The 16024-nt window shown below is 69.3% G+C and carries 24 protein-coding genes; 13 read left to right on the top strand and 11 right to left on the bottom strand.

The window, feature by feature from the left end; genetic code table 11:
* Nucleotides 1-55: 55 nt before the first annotated feature.
* The 6 genes from GEV26_RS13185 to GEV26_RS13160 all read left to right on the top strand — a co-directional run bounded on the left by GEV26_RS13185 (nucleotide 56) and on the right by GEV26_RS13160 (nucleotide 4813).
* Nucleotides 56-631, top strand: coding sequence for an LppA family lipoprotein (locus tag GEV26_RS13185; protein WP_153653735.1), 576 nt, complete (start codon nucleotides 56-58; stop codon nucleotides 629-631).
* Between the two features lie 10 nt (nucleotides 632-641).
* Entirely contained in the window at nucleotides 642-944 is a 303-nt protein-coding gene (locus GEV26_RS13180) for a type VII secretion target (protein WP_153653733.1), read from the top strand.
* Nucleotides 941-2626, top strand: coding sequence for an alpha/beta hydrolase (locus GEV26_RS13175; protein WP_153653731.1), 1686 nt, complete (start codon nucleotides 941-943; stop codon nucleotides 2624-2626). The genes GEV26_RS13180 and GEV26_RS13175 overlap by 4 nt, the downstream gene beginning before the upstream one ends.
* A gap of 2 nt (nucleotides 2627-2628) precedes the next feature.
* Nucleotides 2629-3153 (top strand): GNAT family N-acetyltransferase, encoded by a 525-nt coding sequence (locus GEV26_RS13170; protein WP_153653729.1) that lies wholly within the window; start codon nucleotides 2629-2631, stop codon nucleotides 3151-3153.
* A 19-nt stretch (nucleotides 3154-3172) separates the two neighbouring features.
* Nucleotides 3173-4261: a redox-regulated ATPase YchF gene (gene ychF / locus GEV26_RS13165; RefSeq protein ID WP_153653727.1), complete on the top strand. Its 1089-nt coding sequence runs from the start codon at nucleotides 3173-3175 to the stop codon at nucleotides 4259-4261.
* Nucleotides 4262-4459: 198 nt separating this feature from the next.
* On the top strand, nucleotides 4460-4813 hold the full coding sequence (locus GEV26_RS13160) for a DUF1801 domain-containing protein (protein WP_153653725.1): 354 nt from the start codon (nucleotides 4460-4462) through the stop codon (nucleotides 4811-4813).
* 346 nt (nucleotides 4814-5159) lie between these two features.
* On the opposite strand, the gene GEV26_RS13155 is transcribed toward GEV26_RS13160, so the two are convergent.
* From GEV26_RS13155 to GEV26_RS13140, 4 genes are all read right to left on the bottom strand, one after another.
* Nucleotides 5160-5963, bottom strand: coding sequence for an SRPBCC family protein (locus GEV26_RS13155; RefSeq protein ID WP_153653723.1), 804 nt, complete (start codon nucleotides 5961-5963; stop codon nucleotides 5160-5162).
* Nucleotides 5960-6538, bottom strand: coding sequence for an ArsR/SmtB family transcription factor (locus GEV26_RS13150; RefSeq protein ID WP_153653721.1), 579 nt, complete (start codon nucleotides 6536-6538; stop codon nucleotides 5960-5962). Before GEV26_RS13150 ends, GEV26_RS13155 begins: the two co-directional genes overlap by 4 nt.
* A 97-nt stretch (nucleotides 6539-6635) precedes the next feature.
* On the bottom strand, nucleotides 6636-7043 hold the full coding sequence (locus tag GEV26_RS13145) for a hypothetical protein (protein ID WP_153653720.1): 408 nt from the start codon (nucleotides 7041-7043) through the stop codon (nucleotides 6636-6638).
* A gap of 107 nt (nucleotides 7044-7150) precedes the next feature.
* Nucleotides 7151-7798, bottom strand: a complete 648-nt coding sequence (locus tag GEV26_RS13140; protein WP_153653718.1) for an ankyrin repeat domain-containing protein — start codon at nucleotides 7796-7798, stop codon at nucleotides 7151-7153.
* Nucleotides 7799-8069: 271 nt separating this feature from the next.
* Between GEV26_RS13140 and GEV26_RS13135 the strand changes: the two genes are divergently transcribed.
* Nucleotides 8070-8342, top strand: a complete 273-nt coding sequence (locus GEV26_RS13135; protein ID WP_153653716.1) for a putative quinol monooxygenase — start codon at nucleotides 8070-8072, stop codon at nucleotides 8340-8342.
* Nucleotide 8343: 1 nt separating this feature from the next.
* Here GEV26_RS13135 and GEV26_RS13130 read toward each other — a convergent pair whose 3' ends face one another.
* Nucleotides 8344-8727 (bottom strand): YunG family protein, encoded by a 384-nt coding sequence (locus GEV26_RS13130; RefSeq protein WP_153653714.1) that lies wholly within the window; start codon nucleotides 8725-8727, stop codon nucleotides 8344-8346.
* A 48-nt stretch (nucleotides 8728-8775) separates the two neighbouring features.
* Between GEV26_RS13130 and GEV26_RS13125 the strand changes: the two genes are divergently transcribed.
* Nucleotides 8776-9399, top strand: a complete 624-nt coding sequence (locus tag GEV26_RS13125; protein WP_153653712.1) for a class I SAM-dependent methyltransferase — start codon at nucleotides 8776-8778, stop codon at nucleotides 9397-9399.
* 61 nt (nucleotides 9400-9460) lie between these two features.
* The gene (locus GEV26_RS13120; RefSeq protein ID WP_153653710.1) at nucleotides 9461-9997 is read left to right on the top strand and encodes an SHOCT domain-containing protein; all 537 of its coding nucleotides are present in this window, start codon (nucleotides 9461-9463) and stop codon (nucleotides 9995-9997) included.
* Between the two features lie 29 nt (nucleotides 9998-10026).
* Here GEV26_RS13120 and GEV26_RS13115 read toward each other — a convergent pair whose 3' ends face one another.
* On the bottom strand, nucleotides 10027-11211 hold the full coding sequence (locus tag GEV26_RS13115; RefSeq protein WP_153653709.1) for an HNH endonuclease signature motif containing protein: 1185 nt from the start codon (nucleotides 11209-11211) through the stop codon (nucleotides 10027-10029).
* A 91-nt stretch (nucleotides 11212-11302) separates the two neighbouring features.
* Here GEV26_RS13115 and GEV26_RS13110 point away from each other — a divergent pair, with 91 nt between their 5' ends.
* Nucleotides 11303-11857, top strand: a complete 555-nt coding sequence (locus GEV26_RS13110) for a hypothetical protein (protein WP_153653707.1) — start codon at nucleotides 11303-11305, stop codon at nucleotides 11855-11857.
* Nucleotides 11858-11866: 9 nt separating this feature from the next.
* Complete coding sequence (locus GEV26_RS13105; RefSeq protein WP_153653705.1) at nucleotides 11867-12079, top strand: PLD nuclease N-terminal domain-containing protein; 213 nt, start codon at nucleotides 11867-11869, stop codon at nucleotides 12077-12079.
* Here the strand turns inward: GEV26_RS13105 and GEV26_RS13100 are convergent.
* The 4 genes from GEV26_RS13100 to GEV26_RS13085 are packed head-to-tail and all read right to left on the bottom strand — an operon-like array spanning nucleotide 12076 to nucleotide 14922.
* Nucleotides 12076-12558 (bottom strand): SRPBCC family protein, encoded by a 483-nt coding sequence (locus GEV26_RS13100; RefSeq protein ID WP_153653703.1) that lies wholly within the window; start codon nucleotides 12556-12558, stop codon nucleotides 12076-12078. The two genes, GEV26_RS13105 and GEV26_RS13100, sit on opposite strands and share 4 nt — an antisense overlap.
* Before the next feature lie 22 nt (nucleotides 12559-12580).
* Nucleotides 12581-13189, bottom strand: coding sequence for a hypothetical protein (locus GEV26_RS13095; protein ID WP_153653701.1), 609 nt, complete (start codon nucleotides 13187-13189; stop codon nucleotides 12581-12583).
* Entirely contained in the window at nucleotides 13186-14529 is a 1344-nt protein-coding gene (locus GEV26_RS13090; protein ID WP_208430966.1) for an MFS transporter, read from the bottom strand. The genes GEV26_RS13095 and GEV26_RS13090 overlap by 4 nt, the downstream gene beginning before the upstream one ends.
* 48 nt (nucleotides 14530-14577) lie before the next feature.
* Nucleotides 14578-14922, bottom strand: a complete 345-nt coding sequence (locus GEV26_RS13085; RefSeq protein ID WP_243838755.1) for an HNH endonuclease — start codon at nucleotides 14920-14922, stop codon at nucleotides 14578-14580.
* 59 nt (nucleotides 14923-14981) lie between these two features.
* Between GEV26_RS13085 and rnhA the strand changes: the two genes are divergently transcribed.
* Nucleotides 14982-15440 carry a ribonuclease HI gene (gene rnhA / locus GEV26_RS13080; protein WP_208430965.1) on the top strand — a complete coding sequence of 153 codons (459 nt, stop codon included), beginning with the start codon at nucleotides 14982-14984 and terminating at the stop codon, nucleotides 15438-15440.
* A gap of 22 nt (nucleotides 15441-15462) precedes the next feature.
* Here rnhA and GEV26_RS13075 read toward each other — a convergent pair whose 3' ends face one another.
* Nucleotides 15463-15702: a hypothetical protein gene (locus GEV26_RS13075; protein WP_153653697.1), complete on the bottom strand. Its 240-nt coding sequence runs from the start codon at nucleotides 15700-15702 to the stop codon at nucleotides 15463-15465.
* Between the two features lie 123 nt (nucleotides 15703-15825).
* Here GEV26_RS13075 and GEV26_RS13070 point away from each other — a divergent pair, with 123 nt between their 5' ends.
* Nucleotides 15826-16020, top strand: coding sequence for a hypothetical protein (locus GEV26_RS13070; RefSeq protein ID WP_153653695.1), 195 nt, complete (start codon nucleotides 15826-15828; stop codon nucleotides 16018-16020).
* The last annotated feature ends 4 nt before the right edge of the window (nucleotides 16021-16024 follow it).

The raw sequence follows: 16024 nt of genomic DNA, 5'->3' as shown, positions 1-16024 counted from the left end.
TGACGGGCAATCGGGGCCCATCGGGGGGTCCGCCGACAGCGGCGAGGAGCTCGGCGTGGGCAGACAGCGACGACACCGTGGCGTCCTGATCCTCCTGCTGCTGGCCGGTTGGTTGTTGACGGCATGCGGAGAGGACGAGGACTCGACGATGAAGAACACGGCGGATCGACCGTCCATGGAGACGGTCATCGACGACTACACGCAGATGCGCACCGAGATGGTGGCCGCGGTCGATGCGATCGCCGGCGCCGGTGCCTGGGGGAATTCGTCGTCGATCAAGGAGCTGTCGCGCAGCGGGTGCCGTAACGGCGAGGACCCGGACGGGGAGCGCGCCAACCTGCCGAACTACACCCGGAAGGGGCCGCTGACCGGTGACGATCGCGACGCGATCATGGAGGCGGTGTGGAAGGTCGGACGCGCGCACGGCTTCGACGAGGTCGGCACGATCGTCGACCGGCCCGACGACTGGGAGATCTACGGTGAGGACCCCAACGGCGGGCGGTACGTCGTCGGGAGCTCGGCCAACACGGTGATCAGCATCGGCACCGGATGCCACCGCTGGGACACGCAGCCCGCACCGGCGCCGGCTCCGTCGGGAATTCCCGACCACGCCAAGAAGGACAAGGGCTGATCTCGGCGCCATGGGGGACATCGAGGTCGTGACCGCCGAGCTGCGCACCGCCGCTGGCAAGGTGGGGGAGGCAGTAGAGAGCGTCGGTGCAGTGACGCCCGGGACCGCGGTCGGGCGCATCAGCACCGCCCTGCCCGGCAGCGACTCCGCCAGCGCGGCGCGCACCTGCTCGACGTCGTGGACGAGGCGGCTCGAGGACTGGGTCACCGCCGCTGAGGCGCAGAAGTCACGCCTCGCGAGCAGCGCCGAGAACTACGACGGCGCGGACGCCGCGGCGTACAACCGGATGACCCGCCTGCTGAGGCTCCAATGACCACGATCGCGGCGGTCCTGTCCTGGAAGCCGGACCAGCTGTCCGGCGTGGTCGACGACCTGGTCGCGTGCCGCCGCACCCTGGTCGACCTGCAGGACGAGCTCGATGGTGGCAAGCCGCCGACCTCATGGATCTCCGAGGCCGCTGCCCTCGCCCGCCCGGCGCACCAGCGTCTCGGGGACGACCTGGCCGACACGGTCGCCGAGATCAGCTCGGTGCTGACCTCCGTCGACACCGAGGGGCAGACCCTCGTGCTGGCGTGTCAGCAGCTCAGTGACGCGGTGCAGCACGCTCGGTCCAACGGGTTCAGCGTCGACACGACGACCGGTGCCGTGGTCGACATGCGCAGCACCGAGGGGCAGACCGAGACCGAGGCGGCCGACCGGCAGGCCGTCTGCAACGAGATGGTCGACCGGATCGAGCAGGCGCTGCGCAATGCGGTCAACGCCGACGAGCAGATGGCCGCAGTCCTCAGCTCCGCGGCGACCGGGCTCGACGTCGGCGGCGATCTGTCGGACGCGTCGGACACCGGCGCCGGCCAGGGCCGCAGCGACCTGCTGCCTCCGCCCGAGGGCGGTGCCGCGGACCAGAACGCCTGGTGGAACGGGCTGACGGAGGCCGAGCAGCTCACCGTCATCGCCGACAACCCGCGATGGGTCGGCAACTCCGACGGCATCCCGGCGTGGGCACGCGACCAGGCCAACCGCAACCTGATCGACGACTACCGCTCCGAGCTGCAGGACGAGGCCGACCGGCTGCAGGACAATCTCGACGACAACCGGTTCGGCGGCACGTTCACGAACGACGACGCGCGCCTGGAGGACGTCAAGAACAAGCTCAAGGCACTCGACGAGATCGACGACACGCTTGCGATGGGCAATCGGCAGCTCCTGCTGCTCGACCCCTACAGCGGTGAGCAGCTCCACGCAGCGGTGGCGATCGGCGACGTCGACACCGCCGATCACGTCGCGGCGTTCACGCCCGGGCTCACCAGCACCGTCCAGGACAGCCTGGGCGACTACGACTCCCACATGGCAGAGCTGCAACGCCTGTCCGAGGCGGAGGCCTCCCGCGCCGGTGGTGACGACGGATCCGTGGCCACGGTGACGTGGATCGGCTACGACGCGCCGCAGATGGGGATGGATCTGGTCAACCCGGGTCGCAGCGTGCTGAACGACGACCTGGCCCAGGCCGGGGCGGGCGATCTGAACGACTTCTACAACGGTATCGACGCATCCCGCGACGACGACCCGCACCTGACGGCGCTGGGGCACTCGTACGGCTCGCTGACGACAGGGCTGGCCCTGCAGCAGCAGAACGGCGTCGACGACATGGTCATCTTCGGGTCGCCGGGGCTCGGGACGAGTGACATCGGCGACATCGACGTTCCGGACGACCACTCGTTCCGCATCGAGGCCAAGAACGACGCGGTCGCGGACGGGGGAGTGTTCGGCATCGACCCCAGCCACATGGACGGCATGACGGGTCTGTCGGCCAAGGACGCCGAGCTCGGCGGTGAGGAGTTCGAGGCCTCGGGCGGGCACAGCGAGTACCTCAACGGCGACACCACGAGCCAGCACAACATGGCTGCGGTGATCTCCGGCAACTCCGACCGCATCGTCTACGACGACGGTCGCGGAGCCGGTGACGTGCTGAGCTGGCCCGTACCGGGCACCTACTGACCGTGGACACGATCACCACCGAGCGCCTCCACCTGCGTCCGTTCACGTCCGACGACGCCCCCGCGCTGTTCGGGATGTTCTCCCTGCCGGAGGTCGCACGCTGGAGCGGCACGGGCACCCCGATGCAGGACGTCTCCGAGGCGTACGCCCGCATCGAACGTGCCGGACAGCGCGCCGGAACCCATCCGGCGGCGTCCCTGTTCGCGACCGAGCGGCGCGACACGGGCGCGTTCATCGGCATGACCCTGCTCGTCCCGATCCCGGCCAGCGGGGGAGCGGACCGCCACGAGCACGAGATCGGCTGGCACCTGCACCCCGACGCCTGGGGCCACGGGTACGCGACCGAGGCGGGTGCGGCCCTGGTGGAGCGGGCATTCGAGGCGGGCATGCCGCGCGTGTACGCCGTGACGGACGTCGAGAACGTCCGCTCGCAGGCCGTCTGCCGGCGCCTGGGCATGACCGATCTCGGCCTGACGTCCGACTGGTACGACCAGGAGCTCCGGGCGTTTGGCCTCGACCACCCGTGAGCACGTAGGATCGTCCCTTGTGGCTCTCAGCATCGGCATCGTCGGACTCCCCAACGCGGGCAAGTCGACCCTCTTCAACGCACTGACCAAGAACGACGTCCTCGCGGCGAACTACCCGTTCGCGACGATCGAGCCGAACGTCGGCGTGGTCGGCGTCCCCGATCACCGGCTGGCCAAGCTCGCCGAGATCTTCGGGTCGGAGAAGATCCTCCCCGCGACGGTGCAGTTCGTCGACATCGCGGGCATCGTCCGCGGCGCCAGCGAGGGCGAGGGGATGGGCAACAAGTTCCTGTCCCACATCCGTGAGTCCGATGCGATCTGCCAGGTCACCCGCGTGTTCCGCGACGAGGACGTCACCCACGTCGACGGCGACGTGAACCCGGCCAACGACATCGAGACGATCTCGATCGAGCTCGCCCTGGCCGACCTGCAGACGATCGACAACGCCCTGCCGCGCCTGGACAAGGAGTCGCGCAAGGACAAGTCGCTCGTCGCGCCGTTCGAGGAGGCCAAGAAGGCCAAGGAGGCGCTCGAGGCCGGCACCGGCGTGCTCAAGGCCGGGCTCGACCTCGACCTGCTGCGCGACCTGCACCTGATGACGGCGAAGCGCTTCATCTACGTCTTCAACTGCGACGCGGGGGAGCTCAAGGACGAGGCGCTCAAGCAGAAGATGCGTGACCTCGTCGCCCCGTCCGAGGCCATCTTCCTCGACGCCAAGGCCGAGGCCGAGCTGGTCGAGCTGGGCGACGACGAGGAGGCCGAGCAGATGCGCGCCGAGATGCTCGCCGACATGGGCGTCGAGGAGCCGGGCCTGGACGCACTCGCGCGGGTCGGCTTCGAGACGCTCGGCCTGCAGACGTACCTGACGGCCGGCCCCAAGGAGTCGCGCGCCTGGACGATCCCCAAGGGCGCCACCGCTCCGCAGGCCGCCGGCGTCATCCACACCGACTTCGAGCGCGGCTTCATCAAGGCCGAGATCGTCTCGTTCGACGACCTGGTCGAGGCCGGATCGATGGCTGCCGCCAAGAGCGCCGGCAAGGTGCGCATGGAGGGCAAGGAGTACGTCATGGCCGACGGCGACGTCGTGGAGTTCCGCTTCAACGTCTGATTTGACGCTGGAAGCGGCGATCAGTCTTGGGTACGCTGAACGTGGTGGTTCGCGCCACCGACAGCACTTCCAGGTGAAGAACGCCTGAATCTTCGCGGAGAGGCCTGAGCAGCTCGGGACACGTCCGGTTGGGGTGCGGCGCATCACGCGCCGACTTCATGCGCCGATGCTCGACATCGGTTGACGAGAGGACATGCGATGTCATCGAAGGACGAGAAGAACCTCACGCAGGTGATGGAAAAGATCGCGAAGATCGACGAGCCGCGGCGGTCGATCATGCGGCGGGTGCACGACATCATCGTGACCGAGGCGCCCGATCTGAAACCGCGGATCTGGTACGGAATGCCGGCCTATGCGCTTTCGGCGAGCACGCCAGCATTGGTGACGCTGCGTAGCGACGAACGCCTGAATCTCGCCATCACCGAGAAGGCTGATTTCCGGGCCGCTGGTGGCGTGGACGGCGCTCTGATGCCGGCTGCCTGGTACTTCGAGACCTTGGACGTTGACACCGAGAAGCGTATCGCCGAAATCGTCGGCGCCGTGGTCTCATAACCGTCGAGTGCCCTGCCGGGCGACGGGCCTCGCTGGAGGCGTTGTTTCGTGGCGGGTCGTCGTGGAGTTCCGCTTCAACGTCTGATCACGTCTGATTGGATGGCCCCGTGGGTGAGCAATCGGCCGAAGATCTCGGACCGGATTTCGACGGGATTCGGATCGGTCGACCTGCCGCGGGCGCGCTGCTGCGCGCCGGGTATCTCAGCCTCCGAGACCTTCCCGAGGACCTAGCCGGGCTGGTCCACCTGCACGGCGTCGGACCGAAGGCAGTCAGCCTTCTCCGGGCTGCGCGGGAGGAGTGAGCCTCCGCGGACGACCTGCCAGATTCGTCTGAATCGGCTCGCCATCACTCGGTGGCCGGCATGCGGGCGTCGAGCCCTTGTAGCCAGGACTGCCAGGCCGGCTCCTCGCGTCGCACGTAGTCAGCGGCGGCTGGGGAGAACAGGTACGCCCGGACGCCCGCGGCCGCCTTGCCGTCCCCCTCGGGGTACGCGAAGACGCTCAGCATCCCGGGCACCGGCTCCGTCAGTCGGACCAGGGTCTGCCGCTCGCCGACCCGCTCGACCGTGCCGGTCGCGCCGCGTACGTCGACCGCCGCGCCCTCACCGCCCAGGCCGAGCGTCTCGTGCATCGTCGACCACAGTGCCTCCGCCTCGCCGGGCAGGGACGCGGTCGCCTCGAGCTGGCTGGCCTCCTGGCCGGGGAAGTGCGACAGGTAGATCCGCAGGTTGTCGAAGAACGGCTTCCAGTTGGTGCCCATCTCCTCCCAGAACTCCGGCTCCCACTCGGCGCCGGTGCCGAAGCCGCTGCTGGTGACGCGCACGACGCAGGAGCCGCCGGACTGTGCCTCGACGAGGAACTCCGACGTGAGGGCGCTGAGGGCGTCGGGGTCGGTGCCCATGAGGGCGGCCCAGTCCTCCTCGTAGGCAAGGCGGTGCGGCGGGTCCCAGCCGGTCACCCGGCCGTCCGAGCCCATCTCGGGGCCCATCGAGAAGTGCAAGGAGCCCCCCTCGCGCTCCTCCATCCGGGTGGGCAGGAACCAGGCGCTCATGCCCTTGGCGGTGGCGATGGCCTGCCACACCTGTTCGGGCGTGCCGGGGACCTCGACGCTGAATTCCAAGCGGTACGGGACGTTCGGGGTGGTGCTCATGTGCTCTCCTCGGGAAGGGGGTGGGCGGCGACGAGCAACCGGTGGGGACGTCCGTCGTCATGGTGGTAGCGCGCGGCCAGGTCGAGCACCGCGGCGGTCAGGTCGTCTGCGAAGGCGGCACGGTCGGCGGCCGAGCGGAAGCCGATCTGGGTGTCGATGGTGAGCGTCGGCAGACGCTTGCCCGACGTGCCGGCCCGTCGTGCCAGAGCGCCGACCTCGCGCACGAGGCGGCCGGCCAGCGCGACGAGGTAGCCCGCCGAGAGGTGATCGTCGTTGGCGCTCGGATCGGCTGCGGCCGCGCTGACGGCGGCAGGTGACACGACGTACGACGCCGCAGAAGCCTGAAGCACCCGCTCGACGATGCCTCCGTGCCGGCGTTCCTCGGCCAGCTGAACGAGACCTTGAGCCTCCAGCGCCTTCAGGTGGTAGTTCACCTTCTGGCGCGCGATCCCGACTCGGGCGGAGAGGCCGGCGGCGGACGCCGGTTCGGCCAGCTCGGCGAGGAGCCGCGCCCGGACCGGGTCAAGTGCGGCGGCGGCTGCCTCCGCGCTCTCGATGACTTCGATGTCGTACATAGTGCGACTGTGCGCTTGACAAGAATAATTGTCAAGGGTTCCTCAGGCTGGCAGGTCGTACGGGGGTCAGAAGGATCGTGAGGAGTGATGTTCCGATTCAACGTCTGAATCGGCGCGTCACCTTCGCGAGCAGGCGCGGGAGGCGAGTCTTGCAGGGGACGCCCGCCTGGAAGCGGAGCACGGCGTCGAGCACGGTGGCCAGCGAAGCCGACTCGAACCCGGGGAGACCGACTCGCTCGCCGCCCATCTGCCTGATGGCGTCCTTGAGGTGCTGCTCGAGCTCGGTCGGGGCTGGTGTGGCACCTTCTGCGATCACCAGGTCGACGGGCCAGTCCCCGTTGTCGACGATCTGCAGCGGCACGCCACGGCTGTCGAACGCGCGCCGTCCGTGCCGCACATCGTCGAGATCGATGTCGTGCACGGCTGACGGGACGTCGTGAAAGACGTCCAGGTCGGCGTCGTGCACCAGGGTGATGGGTGGAACGGGGACGGCGGTCAGTTCCATGCGTCCCACGCTAGTCCGTGCCATGAGTGCCGCAGCAACGTTGCACGAACACGCTCCCGCGGGGTCGGGACGATTGCGGTCTGAGGCAATCTCTGACGTGGCCTGGATCAGGGGCGGAGGAACTGGGCGACGGGTTCGCCGCGATAGTGCTCGACGACGGACGCGCCCAGGTCTCGCTCAGCCTGATGCGGGTTCGCGCCGTGCGCCATCAGGGTGTCGAAGATGCGGGTGAGATCGTCGACCAGGTCCGGGGTCAGAGGCTTTGGATCCACCCAGTCCGGATCGCTGTGGTGGTGCGTCGGGAGGATCTGCCGGGCGTCCAGCACGGCACGTCCGAGTGAGGAGTTGCCGTAGGAGTCGAGGCTGTGAACGTCAGCGCCGGACTCGAGCAGGAGCTGCAGCGCCGCGTACGCGGCGTCGGCTTGTTCGGCGGTGTTCCGCGTCTCCCACGGATCCTCCTCGCGCCAGGTGGGTCGCAACCAACGAGAACGCATCACGGCAGCCTTGATGGCGTGGTGGAGGGGCGGCATCGCCCACGGCTCTCGATCGCCATGCTCGATGAAGTTCGGGTCCGCGCCGTGCGCCAGCAGGAGCGCTGCGATCTCGAACTCAGCCTGGCTGTAGGCGACTTGCAGCGGAGACTGGCCGGCGTACTTCTTGGGAGGTGACGTCGCGACGAGGGTGACTGCGCCTGGATTCTTTGCCAGTCTGCGCCGGACCGCGTCGATGTCGCCCGCGATGATCTCCTTGAACATGAGCTGCATGGTGATTCCACTTCTCCCGCGGTCAGCCGTGGCGTCGCGAACGAGAGCGTAACGCTCAGGTCGGTGCTCCTGACCAGCCGCCTTCTTCTCGTGCATGGCCGTCAGGGCATCGACGTGGATACGATGCGGTCATGTCTCCTGGCCATCGGGCGCTCGCTGCCGTCAGCGTCCCCCTGACGATCGTCCTGATGGCTGCTGGCGGATCACCCGGGCGGAGCATCGACGGCGTATGAGGAGTGACGGGGAGCATGAGAAGCGCGCGATGACTGATGTCGTCGTGACTGGACAGCTGATCTGTGCGAACGAGGACGAGGCGGCCCAGGTGCGCCGCCACCTGCCGCTCCACACCCGGAACTCGCTGAGCGAGGCTGGCTGCCTCTCGTTCGTGGTCCGGCAGACGGCCGACCCACTCGTGTGGCAGGTGGACGAGCGGTTCGTCAACGCCGCAGCATTCAAGGCTCATTATGAGCTGGCCGTGTCGAGCGAGTGGGGACGCGTCGTGCAAGGTATCAAGCGCCGCTTCACGACGAGTTGAGTCAGATCCGGCTCGACCGCGCGAGGCACGCAGACACTCGGGAGGACAGGAGCTCGTACTGCGCGTCGAGCCGGGTGGGGCCCGTGGGGCGTTCGACGGCAACCCCGCCGATGACTGATTCGTGCTGGCTGAACTGTTCGCGCGTGAGGTCGATCTGACTGCCGTCGGGCAGACGGTTCCACCAGTGATAGTCGACGTGCTCGCCGTCGACGAAGACCTCGCCCCTGACAAGGGAGCCGCCGAAGTGGTCGTGCAGCACCACCGCAGTGGTCGCGCACTGACCTCGAGCCGGGTTGTCCCGGCTCCAGGATCGGGTGTCCTCGGGCGAGCAGGTGTCCGGTCCCCAGGACTCGCGCAGCGCGGCAGCGACATGTCTCAGCTCCATGCGAATGACACTAGGTCCGTGGGCCGACAGGTGCCTAGGATCGGCTGCATGGGCCTGTGGACCGATCGTGTCGTGCCGCACCTCGTCGAGCGATCGCTGTCGGTCGGCGAGGTCATGGAGCGGCGCGAACAGCTGTGCGTCGAGCTGCAGGGCCGCGTCCTGGAGATCGGCTTCGGCTCGGGCCTCAACATCGAGAAGTACCCGGCCTCGGTCGAGTCGGTCGCGGCTGTCGAGCCGTCCGACGTGGCGTGGCGGATGTCGGCCGGCCGACGTGCAGCATCTCCCGTACCCATCACTCGGTCAGGCCTCGACGGACAGGCGCTCGCCGAGGACGACTCGTCGTTCGACGCCGTGCTCTCGACGTTCACGCTCTGCACGATCCCTGACGTCGACCGTGCCCTGCGGGAGGTGCGCCGCGTGCTGCGACCGGGCGGGAGCTTCGTGTTCTTCGAGCACGGGCTGGCGCCCGGGCCGGGGGTCGCCCGGTGGCAGCGCCGCCTGGACCCGCTGGAACGCCGCATTGCCGGTGGCTGCCATCTTTCGCGCGACGTCCCCGCACTGATCTCGTCGGTGGGTCTGCGGATCACGGGACTCGATGCAAACTACCTGGCGGGGCCCTCGGTCGGGCGTCCGTGGTCGTACGTCTACGAGGGCACCGCCCTGGTCGGCTGACCGCCGATACACGTTCACCAATTCCCGCCGCTGACGGGGCTGGCGTGGTTACGATGCGGCCATGTCCCCAGCTCGTCGCGCGTTCGCGGCCATCGGCGCCACCCTTGCGATTCTCGTGCTGGGCCCGGTCGCCTCGGCGTACGGGGACACGCTCCAGGAGTGCATCGCTCGGGGCGCCGAGCGAGACGGTGAGCCTCCGACGTGTACGAAGGTCGGTGACGGCTGGAAGGCGTCGTGGCCCGACGACCCGGTGGCGGGAGGCGGGGACAGTGGAATAGTCGTCCTGATGGCGATCGCAGCCCTCCTCGGGGTCGCGTTCTTCGTGTGGAAGGTCGTCACCGCTCGGTCACTCGCCAAGCAGTCGGGCATGGACCCCGACCTGGCGACCCAGATGACGCTTCTGACGGGGAGCGGACTGGAGGCGACGTACCTCGCCGCCAATCTTCGTCGGCCCGACGCGGCTCTCTCCGTGCCGGCCCCTGCCCCCGCGGTTCCTGCGGCCACGCGGCTGGCCGACCTCAAGAGCCTGCTGGAGGCGGACCTGCTCACCCAGGCGGAGTACGACGAGCGTCGTGCGGAGATCATCGATGGTCTGTGAGGTCAATTGAGGACGGCGTCCCGCTGCGCTCAGGCGGCGACGTACTCCATGACGAAGTGGGTCGCGGGTGGGTGGATCTCGATGACGAGGGGCTCGGGTGGCGGTTGGGGCGGGCTGGTCGACCAGTGGAGCAGGCCGTGGCCCTTGAGGTTGTGGTGTCTTCGGCACAGCGGTCCCATGTTGTCTCCGGTCGTGGGACCGTCTGGATGCGGTATTCGATGGTCGAGATCGCAGCGTTCGGACGGCACCCTGCAGCCGGGTGCTTGGCAGACGCCGTGGAGGAACCGAAGCGCGAGGGCGAGGGTGTCCGGTGCGAACCGGCCCACGTACTCGTGGGAAAGGACGTCGTCGGTGACGGGGTCGACCACGATGCGGTGCCAGAACGTGCTCCCGGTTGCGACCACGTCCGCGAGCCAGGGGGCGGGGACAGCCCAGGCGCCGTCGGTGGACTCCGCAAACCCGGGCGCAGCCCCGGCAAGCACGTCGGCTCCGACGGTGACCGCGATGTTCGCATCGACAGCTGAGGTAGTGGCGTCGGAGTCAGTGCACCAAGCAGCCAGCAGGTCGGCTTCGCGCTGGGCGACGGTGCGGTCGTCGTCGAGATCGGCCGGCTTGCGAGCTTCCTTGCGCAGACGGGCCTCGATGGCCGCTGCCTGATGAGAAGGCAGGTAGGCGTTCAACCACGCCATCGAGTCGTCCCCATGAGTGACCGTCACACGCCGATCGGCGCGCTCCGTATCGGCCCGTTCGACGGCCAGATCAGCCTCGACCCGCTGGACGAACCGCCGCAACCACTGCCGCAGCTCAGCCCCAGTGTGGCTGGTGGCGTAGCCGATGACCCGGCCCTCGAGGCGGGCGATGGACTCGTCACGATGCAGCTTCTCGATCGCGGCGCTGATGTCACGGACGCGGGAGAAGTCGATCAACCCGTCGACAAACGCTTCCCAGACCTGCGGAGTCTTCTCGCGCACGCGGTCGGCGATCGACAGCCGTAGGTGGATCTGCGCCTCCGACATCCCGGTCGCCTCGCCGATGGTCAACGCGATCGCGGACCGTTCGATCTTGCGCCGCAACGGCGACTCGAGCAGGGCAGTGCGAGCCATCTCCGCGTCGCGGAAATCGACCATCCGCGCGATCGTGTACGCCTCGGCCATGGCCTGCCAGCGCACGACGTCGGACAGGTCTTCTGTCGTCGGAGCTGTCGTGGTGGCCATACCTCAAACCTAGAGGTGCCCACTGACACTTCTTCCTGCGAGCGCAGGAGGTTTTCCGGCACATCGGGAACATGTGCGGCACAATCGAGACATGCGCTCACGTCTGTACCTGGCTCCTTGGTGGGTGCAGGCGCTCACGTCGGGAGCCTTCTTCGCTGCGGTGGTGGCGGTGGGGGTGCTGGTTGATGACCCGCAGGACTGGGACGGGGCACTGCTCATCGGGGTCATCGGGGGCCTGGTCTTCGGGCCCCTCTGTGGATGGGGCGGCGTGCGTGAACAGACTCGATGGCGCAGGGTCGCCGGCAGTGACCTCAGCCACGCGGAGCTGCTGGTCGTGCACCGTGCCACGAAGAAGGGTCCGGTCCCGGCCGACCCGCGGCTGCGCCTGGCGGCGGTCCGCGCCGCCACGCACAGCCTGGAAGGGGCTGACGAGGACAGGTGGTCAGACGTCATATTCCTGGTCTCCCTCGCAGCCATCATCTGGCTCCTATCCCTGGACTCGCTGTGGTGGCTGATCGCGCTCCCGTTTGTCGCGTTCGTGGGCTACGAGATGTGGGCGGAGCCGCGCCGATTGCGCGCACGGATCGAGGTGTTGTCGCGGGAAGTCGACCAGGCAGCCGGTCCGAGCGGGAGCGCCAACCGATAACGTCAAGCCATGGCACAGAAGAAGTGGTCGGACCTCAGCCCCGGACAGCAGCGAGCGATCTACGTCGCGGGAGCCGTCGAGACGGTCCTGACGGCTGCGGCACTGTGGGACCTGGCCCGTCGGCCGGCCGACGAGGTGCGGGGACCGAAGATCGCGTGGGCGCTGGCGTCGTTCGTGCAGCCGGTCGGCCCGCTGGCGTACTTCGCGAAGGGGCGCCGCTAGGAAGCAGCCTCGCCGGACTCGCAGACCTCTTTCAGCCGGTCGAGCCAACCGGCGAGCGACAGGGTCAGGTTGGCGTGCAGGTGCGCGGGGTCGGCCTCCGCCGGCGTTCCCGACCATGACTCGGTCGTGTGCACCACGACGCCGTCCGCTGTCGGGGTGAACGTCCAGACGTGGATCGCGTCGATGCCCGCGGCCGGGCCGGCCCAGACGATGCGGCTGTTGAGGACGACCTGCGTGATGGTCGAGGTGATGTCGAGCCCGTGGGTCTCCCACTCGAACGTGGTGCCGGGCTCGATCGGGCCGTCGATCGTGGCACGGGAGATGGCCGGCTGCCAGGTCGGCCACGCGGCGATGTCGGTGTGGCGCTGCCAGACGAGCGGCAGGGGAGCGTCGATCGTCCTCTTCAGCTCGACCAGCACAGGGGCGGCGCGGTCGACGTCGAGGTCGCGTGGTCGGCGGTGGGGTGTCGGATCGGACATGGGCTGTGGCTCCTTCGCTGGGTCAGATCAGGTTGCGCAATCGGTCGAGCAGGGAGTCCTTCACGGCCTCGGTGACGGCGGCCTCGACCTGTCGCTCGAGGTCGCCCTGGTCGTCGAGGTTGGCGAGAAGGTCACGCAGGTCCAGGTCGTCGATCGCGCGCTCGAGGACGTCGTCGGTCTTCAGGGCGCTGTCGATCACCGAGTCCGGGATGAGACGGATCGCCCGCTCGAGCAGGCCGTTGAGGTTCGCCGAGGCGAGTGCCTCGTCGACCAGGTCGGACGCGGGAGGCAGGGAGCCGTCCTTCTTCATCTGCCGCACCGCCTCGATCAGACCCGCGCGCAGGGCGTCGATCTCGGCGTCGGTACGTGTGCTGGTCTGCGCGAGCTCGAGCGTGAGGGCCTCCCGGGTGACGCCGAGGGTGCAGGCGGCGTTGTTGATCCCGAGCAGCACCAGCCGCTCGGTCAGCCCGTCGATGCCGTCGGCGCGTGAGGTGACCGTACGCTCGGCGCACGGGTCGGACGGCTTGAGCGGCTCGTAGGTCCCGCCGCCGTTCGCGAGCTGCACGCCGATGACCCCGGCCACGAGCACGACTGCGGCGACCGGGAGCCCGATCCAGCGCGGCGCCCTCACGACGTCCTCCGCCGGAGGCGCAGCGAGCTGAGCAACGCGAGCAGGGCGATGCCGGCGCCGATGAGGAACGAGTCGCGGAACGCCCAGGTGGCGGCGCGCTCGAGCTGGGAGTCGAGGTCGCGCTCGAGCTGGTCGGTCGCGGCGCGATATCTCGGATCGACGTCGAGGGACGCGAACGCCGGATGCAGGTCCGGGACCTGTCCCCGCTCGTCGGACAACGCATCGCCCAGCGCCTGCGCCACGGCGATCTTGTCGTCCGGCGGCAGCGGGGCGTCGAGGACGAGGGAGGTGATGGCCTCCTGTGCGGGCTCCTGGGCGTCCTGCAGGTCTGCGGTGAACACCGGCGTCAGGATCGCCAGGCCCACGACGACCCCCACGTGGCGGGCGCTGATCGTCCACCCCGCGTGGCGGGCCCGCGGCAGCCGCATCTCCATGGCCTGGGACGTCAGCCGGTCGACGGTCAGCCCGAGCCCCAGTCCGACCAGCGCCTGCGGCGCGATAGTCCAGGCGAGGTGGGCCGACGGCGGGATCGCCAGGGCGGCGAGGCCGCCGGCGACCAGGAAGCAGCCGACCGCGACCTCGACGACGTCGTGAGGCGGCCGCAGCAGGCGTACGAGCGGGCCGGCCGCGAGCGCGGCGATCGGCACGACCGACACCGTCACAGCGGCGGTGGCGGGGGAGCGGCCCCACCCCTCGACGAGCAGCAGCACCAGCAGGAACAGCGCAGCGGTGAGCGCCGCCGACATCAGGGCGAGGGTGATGTTCGCGCGTACGGCCGGACGGTGCCGGTCGGCCTCCTGCGGAGGCGCGGACGCCACGCTGAGCGCCGCCGGCACGGCCAGCAGCGCGAACGGCACCTGCACCACGAAGATCGCCTGCCACGAGATGGCCTGGGTGAGCAGGCCGCCCGCGACCGGCCCCGCGGCCGTCCCGATGACGCCCGCGGTCACCCAGGTCGCGACTCCACGCCGCTCGCCGCGCACCTCGACCAGCTGCTCGAGGCAGCCGATCAGCGCCAGCGCACCGCCCACGGCCTGCACGCACCGCGCGATGATGAGCACCTCGATCGAGTCCGCGAGGGCGCACCACGCGGAGGCACCCGCGAACACGGCCACGCCGACCGCGCTGAAGACCCGCGGCTGCACCCGTGCGAACGCCGCGGCGGCGGGCACGGCGGCCACCCCCAGCACCAGGTTGTACGCGATCAGCACCCAGGCGACCTGGCCGACGGACGCGTCGAGGTTCTGCAGGATGTCCGGCAGCGCGAGGGTGACGACCGCGGAGTCCGCGAGCACCATCGCGACGGTGACGGCAAGCAGGGGAGCCACGGCACGACGCACCCGATCATCCTCTCAGCGGGTACGTCCGAGCGCGAGGCGCCGGGAGCGTCAGCCGACCGGCGCGACCGCCGCGAGGATCTCGACCTGACGCAGCAGGAACCGCCCCTCGTCGAGCTTCTTTCGCCGCATCCAGGTCGTGACCTCGAGATTCCACTTGCTCGCATTGCACGACGCGCACGCCGGCACGACGTTCGCGAGCGTGTAGCGGCCGCCGCGCGAGATCGGCAGCATGCAGTCCTTCTGCAGCGCGGAGCCCTCTGCCCCGCAGTACGCGCAGCCGCCCCACGCGGACGTCAGCGCGGCCCACTGCTCGTCGGTCAGGTCGTGGTCGACCTTGGCCATCCGGCGCTGGCGGCGTCGAGCGTACGTGGCGGTCCGACTGCGAGATGGCACACGCCGATCGTACGGCGGGGGAGCCCCGGTCGGCGGGACCGCCGCGGCAGGATGGTCCGGTGAACGACGAACTACCGGTCATCATCCACACCGACGGCGGATGCACGCCCAATCCGGGCCCCGGCGGGTGGGGCGCCGTGCTGCGGCAGGGCGACCACGTGCGCGAGATGTTCGGCGGCGAGCCCAGCTCGACGACCAACAACCGCATGGAGCTGACCGCGCCGATCATGGCGCTGGAGGCGCTGACGCGCCCGGTCATCGTGCACCTGCACACCGACAGCACGTACGTCCGCAGCGGCATCACGCAGTGGGTGGCCGGCTGGGAGCGCAACGGCTGGCGCACCGCGGCCAAGCAGCCGGTCAAGAACGTCGACCTGTGGCAGCGGCTCCAGGCCGCGTGCGAGCGTCACGAGGTCGAGTGGTTCTGGGTCAAGGGGCACTCGGGCGTCGCCGACAACGAGCTGGCCGACGAGCTGGCGACCAAGGGGATGCTCGAGGCGATGGCGACGGCGGGCTGAGTCCCGCCGCCGCCGTCTCGGGTCAGCTGTTGTTGGCGACGACTGCGCCGAGCACCATGCCGACGACGGTGGCCACGATGCCGCCGATGCCGGCCCAGAGGCCGAGCTTCTTCTCGCCCTGCGAGTAGGCCACGAATCCGAGGACAGCACCGATCGGTCCGAGAATGATCGGCAGGAAGATCAGTGCCACCGCGTCGAGGACGAACGAGATGATGACGAGCGTGCGGGCGCTGCTGCTTCTGCTGGCAGACGGACTGGACATGCAGGGACCTCCTGGTCGGGCGATCCGCGTGCGGCGGACCGGAACACGCTGTTCCTTTCCCTGCGGCGGGGGATTCAAACCGTCGTCGGGTTGATCCCGGCGGTCGCGGGGTACGTCCGGACCATGACTGATCCCACCAACGCACGCAACGACACCGACGACAGCACCTCGGACGAGGGCGGACAGCTGGCCAACCCCGGACCCGTGCCTGCCGCGCCCGAGGACGCCTCCGACACCGGCGAGGGCCGTCCGGGTGACCTCGCCGCCGAGGCCGGTCCCGACCAGGACGATGACGGAGGCGTGCTCGGCGGCGAGTGACCCC

The organism is Aeromicrobium yanjiei, from assembly GCF_009649075.1.
Classification (GTDB): domain Bacteria; phylum Actinomycetota; class Actinomycetes; order Propionibacteriales; family Nocardioidaceae; genus Aeromicrobium; species Aeromicrobium yanjiei.
The sequence above is the reverse complement of the archived record's forward strand: the minus strand, read 5'-3'. Positions and strand labels throughout refer to the sequence as shown.

What these genes read in the sequence shown, in the direction of transcription:
- GEV26_RS13100 (WP_153653703.1), bottom strand. Translation starts at nt 12,558, where the DNA reads ATGTCCGATCCGACACCCCACCGCCGACCACGCGACCTCGACGTCGAC.
- GEV26_RS13075 (WP_153653697.1), bottom strand. Translation starts at nt 15,702, where the DNA reads ATGTCCAGTCCGTCTGCCAGCAGAAGCAGCAGCGCCCGCACGCTCGTC.
- GEV26_RS13115 (WP_153653709.1), bottom strand. Translation starts at nt 11,211, where the DNA reads ATGGCCACCACGACAGCTCCGACGACAGAAGACCTGTCCGACGTCGTG.
- GEV26_RS13130 (WP_153653714.1), bottom strand. Translation starts at nt 8,727, where the DNA reads ATGGAGCTGAGACATGTCGCTGCCGCGCTGCGCGAGTCCTGGGGACCG.
- GEV26_RS13120 (WP_153653710.1), top strand. Translation starts at nt 9,461, where the DNA reads ATGTCCCCAGCTCGTCGCGCGTTCGCGGCCATCGGCGCCACCCTTGCG.
- GEV26_RS13150 (WP_153653721.1), bottom strand. Translation starts at nt 6,538, where the DNA reads ATGTACGACATCGAAGTCATCGAGAGCGCGGAGGCAGCCGCCGCCGCA.
- GEV26_RS13180 (WP_153653733.1), top strand. Translation starts at nt 642, where the DNA reads ATGGGGGACATCGAGGTCGTGACCGCCGAGCTGCGCACCGCCGCTGGC.
- GEV26_RS13110 (WP_153653707.1), top strand. Translation starts at nt 11,303, where the DNA reads ATGCGCTCACGTCTGTACCTGGCTCCTTGGTGGGTGCAGGCGCTCACG.
- GEV26_RS13125 (WP_153653712.1), top strand. Translation starts at nt 8,776, where the DNA reads ATGGGCCTGTGGACCGATCGTGTCGTGCCGCACCTCGTCGAGCGATCG.
- GEV26_RS13070 (WP_153653695.1), top strand. Translation starts at nt 15,826, where the DNA reads ATGACTGATCCCACCAACGCACGCAACGACACCGACGACAGCACCTCG.
- GEV26_RS13135 (WP_153653716.1), top strand. Translation starts at nt 8,070, where the DNA reads ATGACTGATGTCGTCGTGACTGGACAGCTGATCTGTGCGAACGAGGAC.
- GEV26_RS13160 (WP_153653725.1), top strand. Translation starts at nt 4,460, where the DNA reads ATGTCATCGAAGGACGAGAAGAACCTCACGCAGGTGATGGAAAAGATC.
- GEV26_RS13105 (WP_153653705.1), top strand. Translation starts at nt 11,867, where the DNA reads ATGGCACAGAAGAAGTGGTCGGACCTCAGCCCCGGACAGCAGCGAGCG.
- GEV26_RS13175 (WP_153653731.1), top strand. Translation starts at nt 941, where the DNA reads ATGACCACGATCGCGGCGGTCCTGTCCTGGAAGCCGGACCAGCTGTCC.
- GEV26_RS13155 (WP_153653723.1), bottom strand. Translation starts at nt 5,963, where the DNA reads ATGAGCACCACCCCGAACGTCCCGTACCGCTTGGAATTCAGCGTCGAG.
- GEV26_RS13140 (WP_153653718.1), bottom strand. Translation starts at nt 7,798, where the DNA reads ATGTTCAAGGAGATCATCGCGGGCGACATCGACGCGGTCCGGCGCAGA.
- GEV26_RS13145 (WP_153653720.1), bottom strand. Translation starts at nt 7,043, where the DNA reads ATGGAACTGACCGCCGTCCCCGTTCCACCCATCACCCTGGTGCACGAC.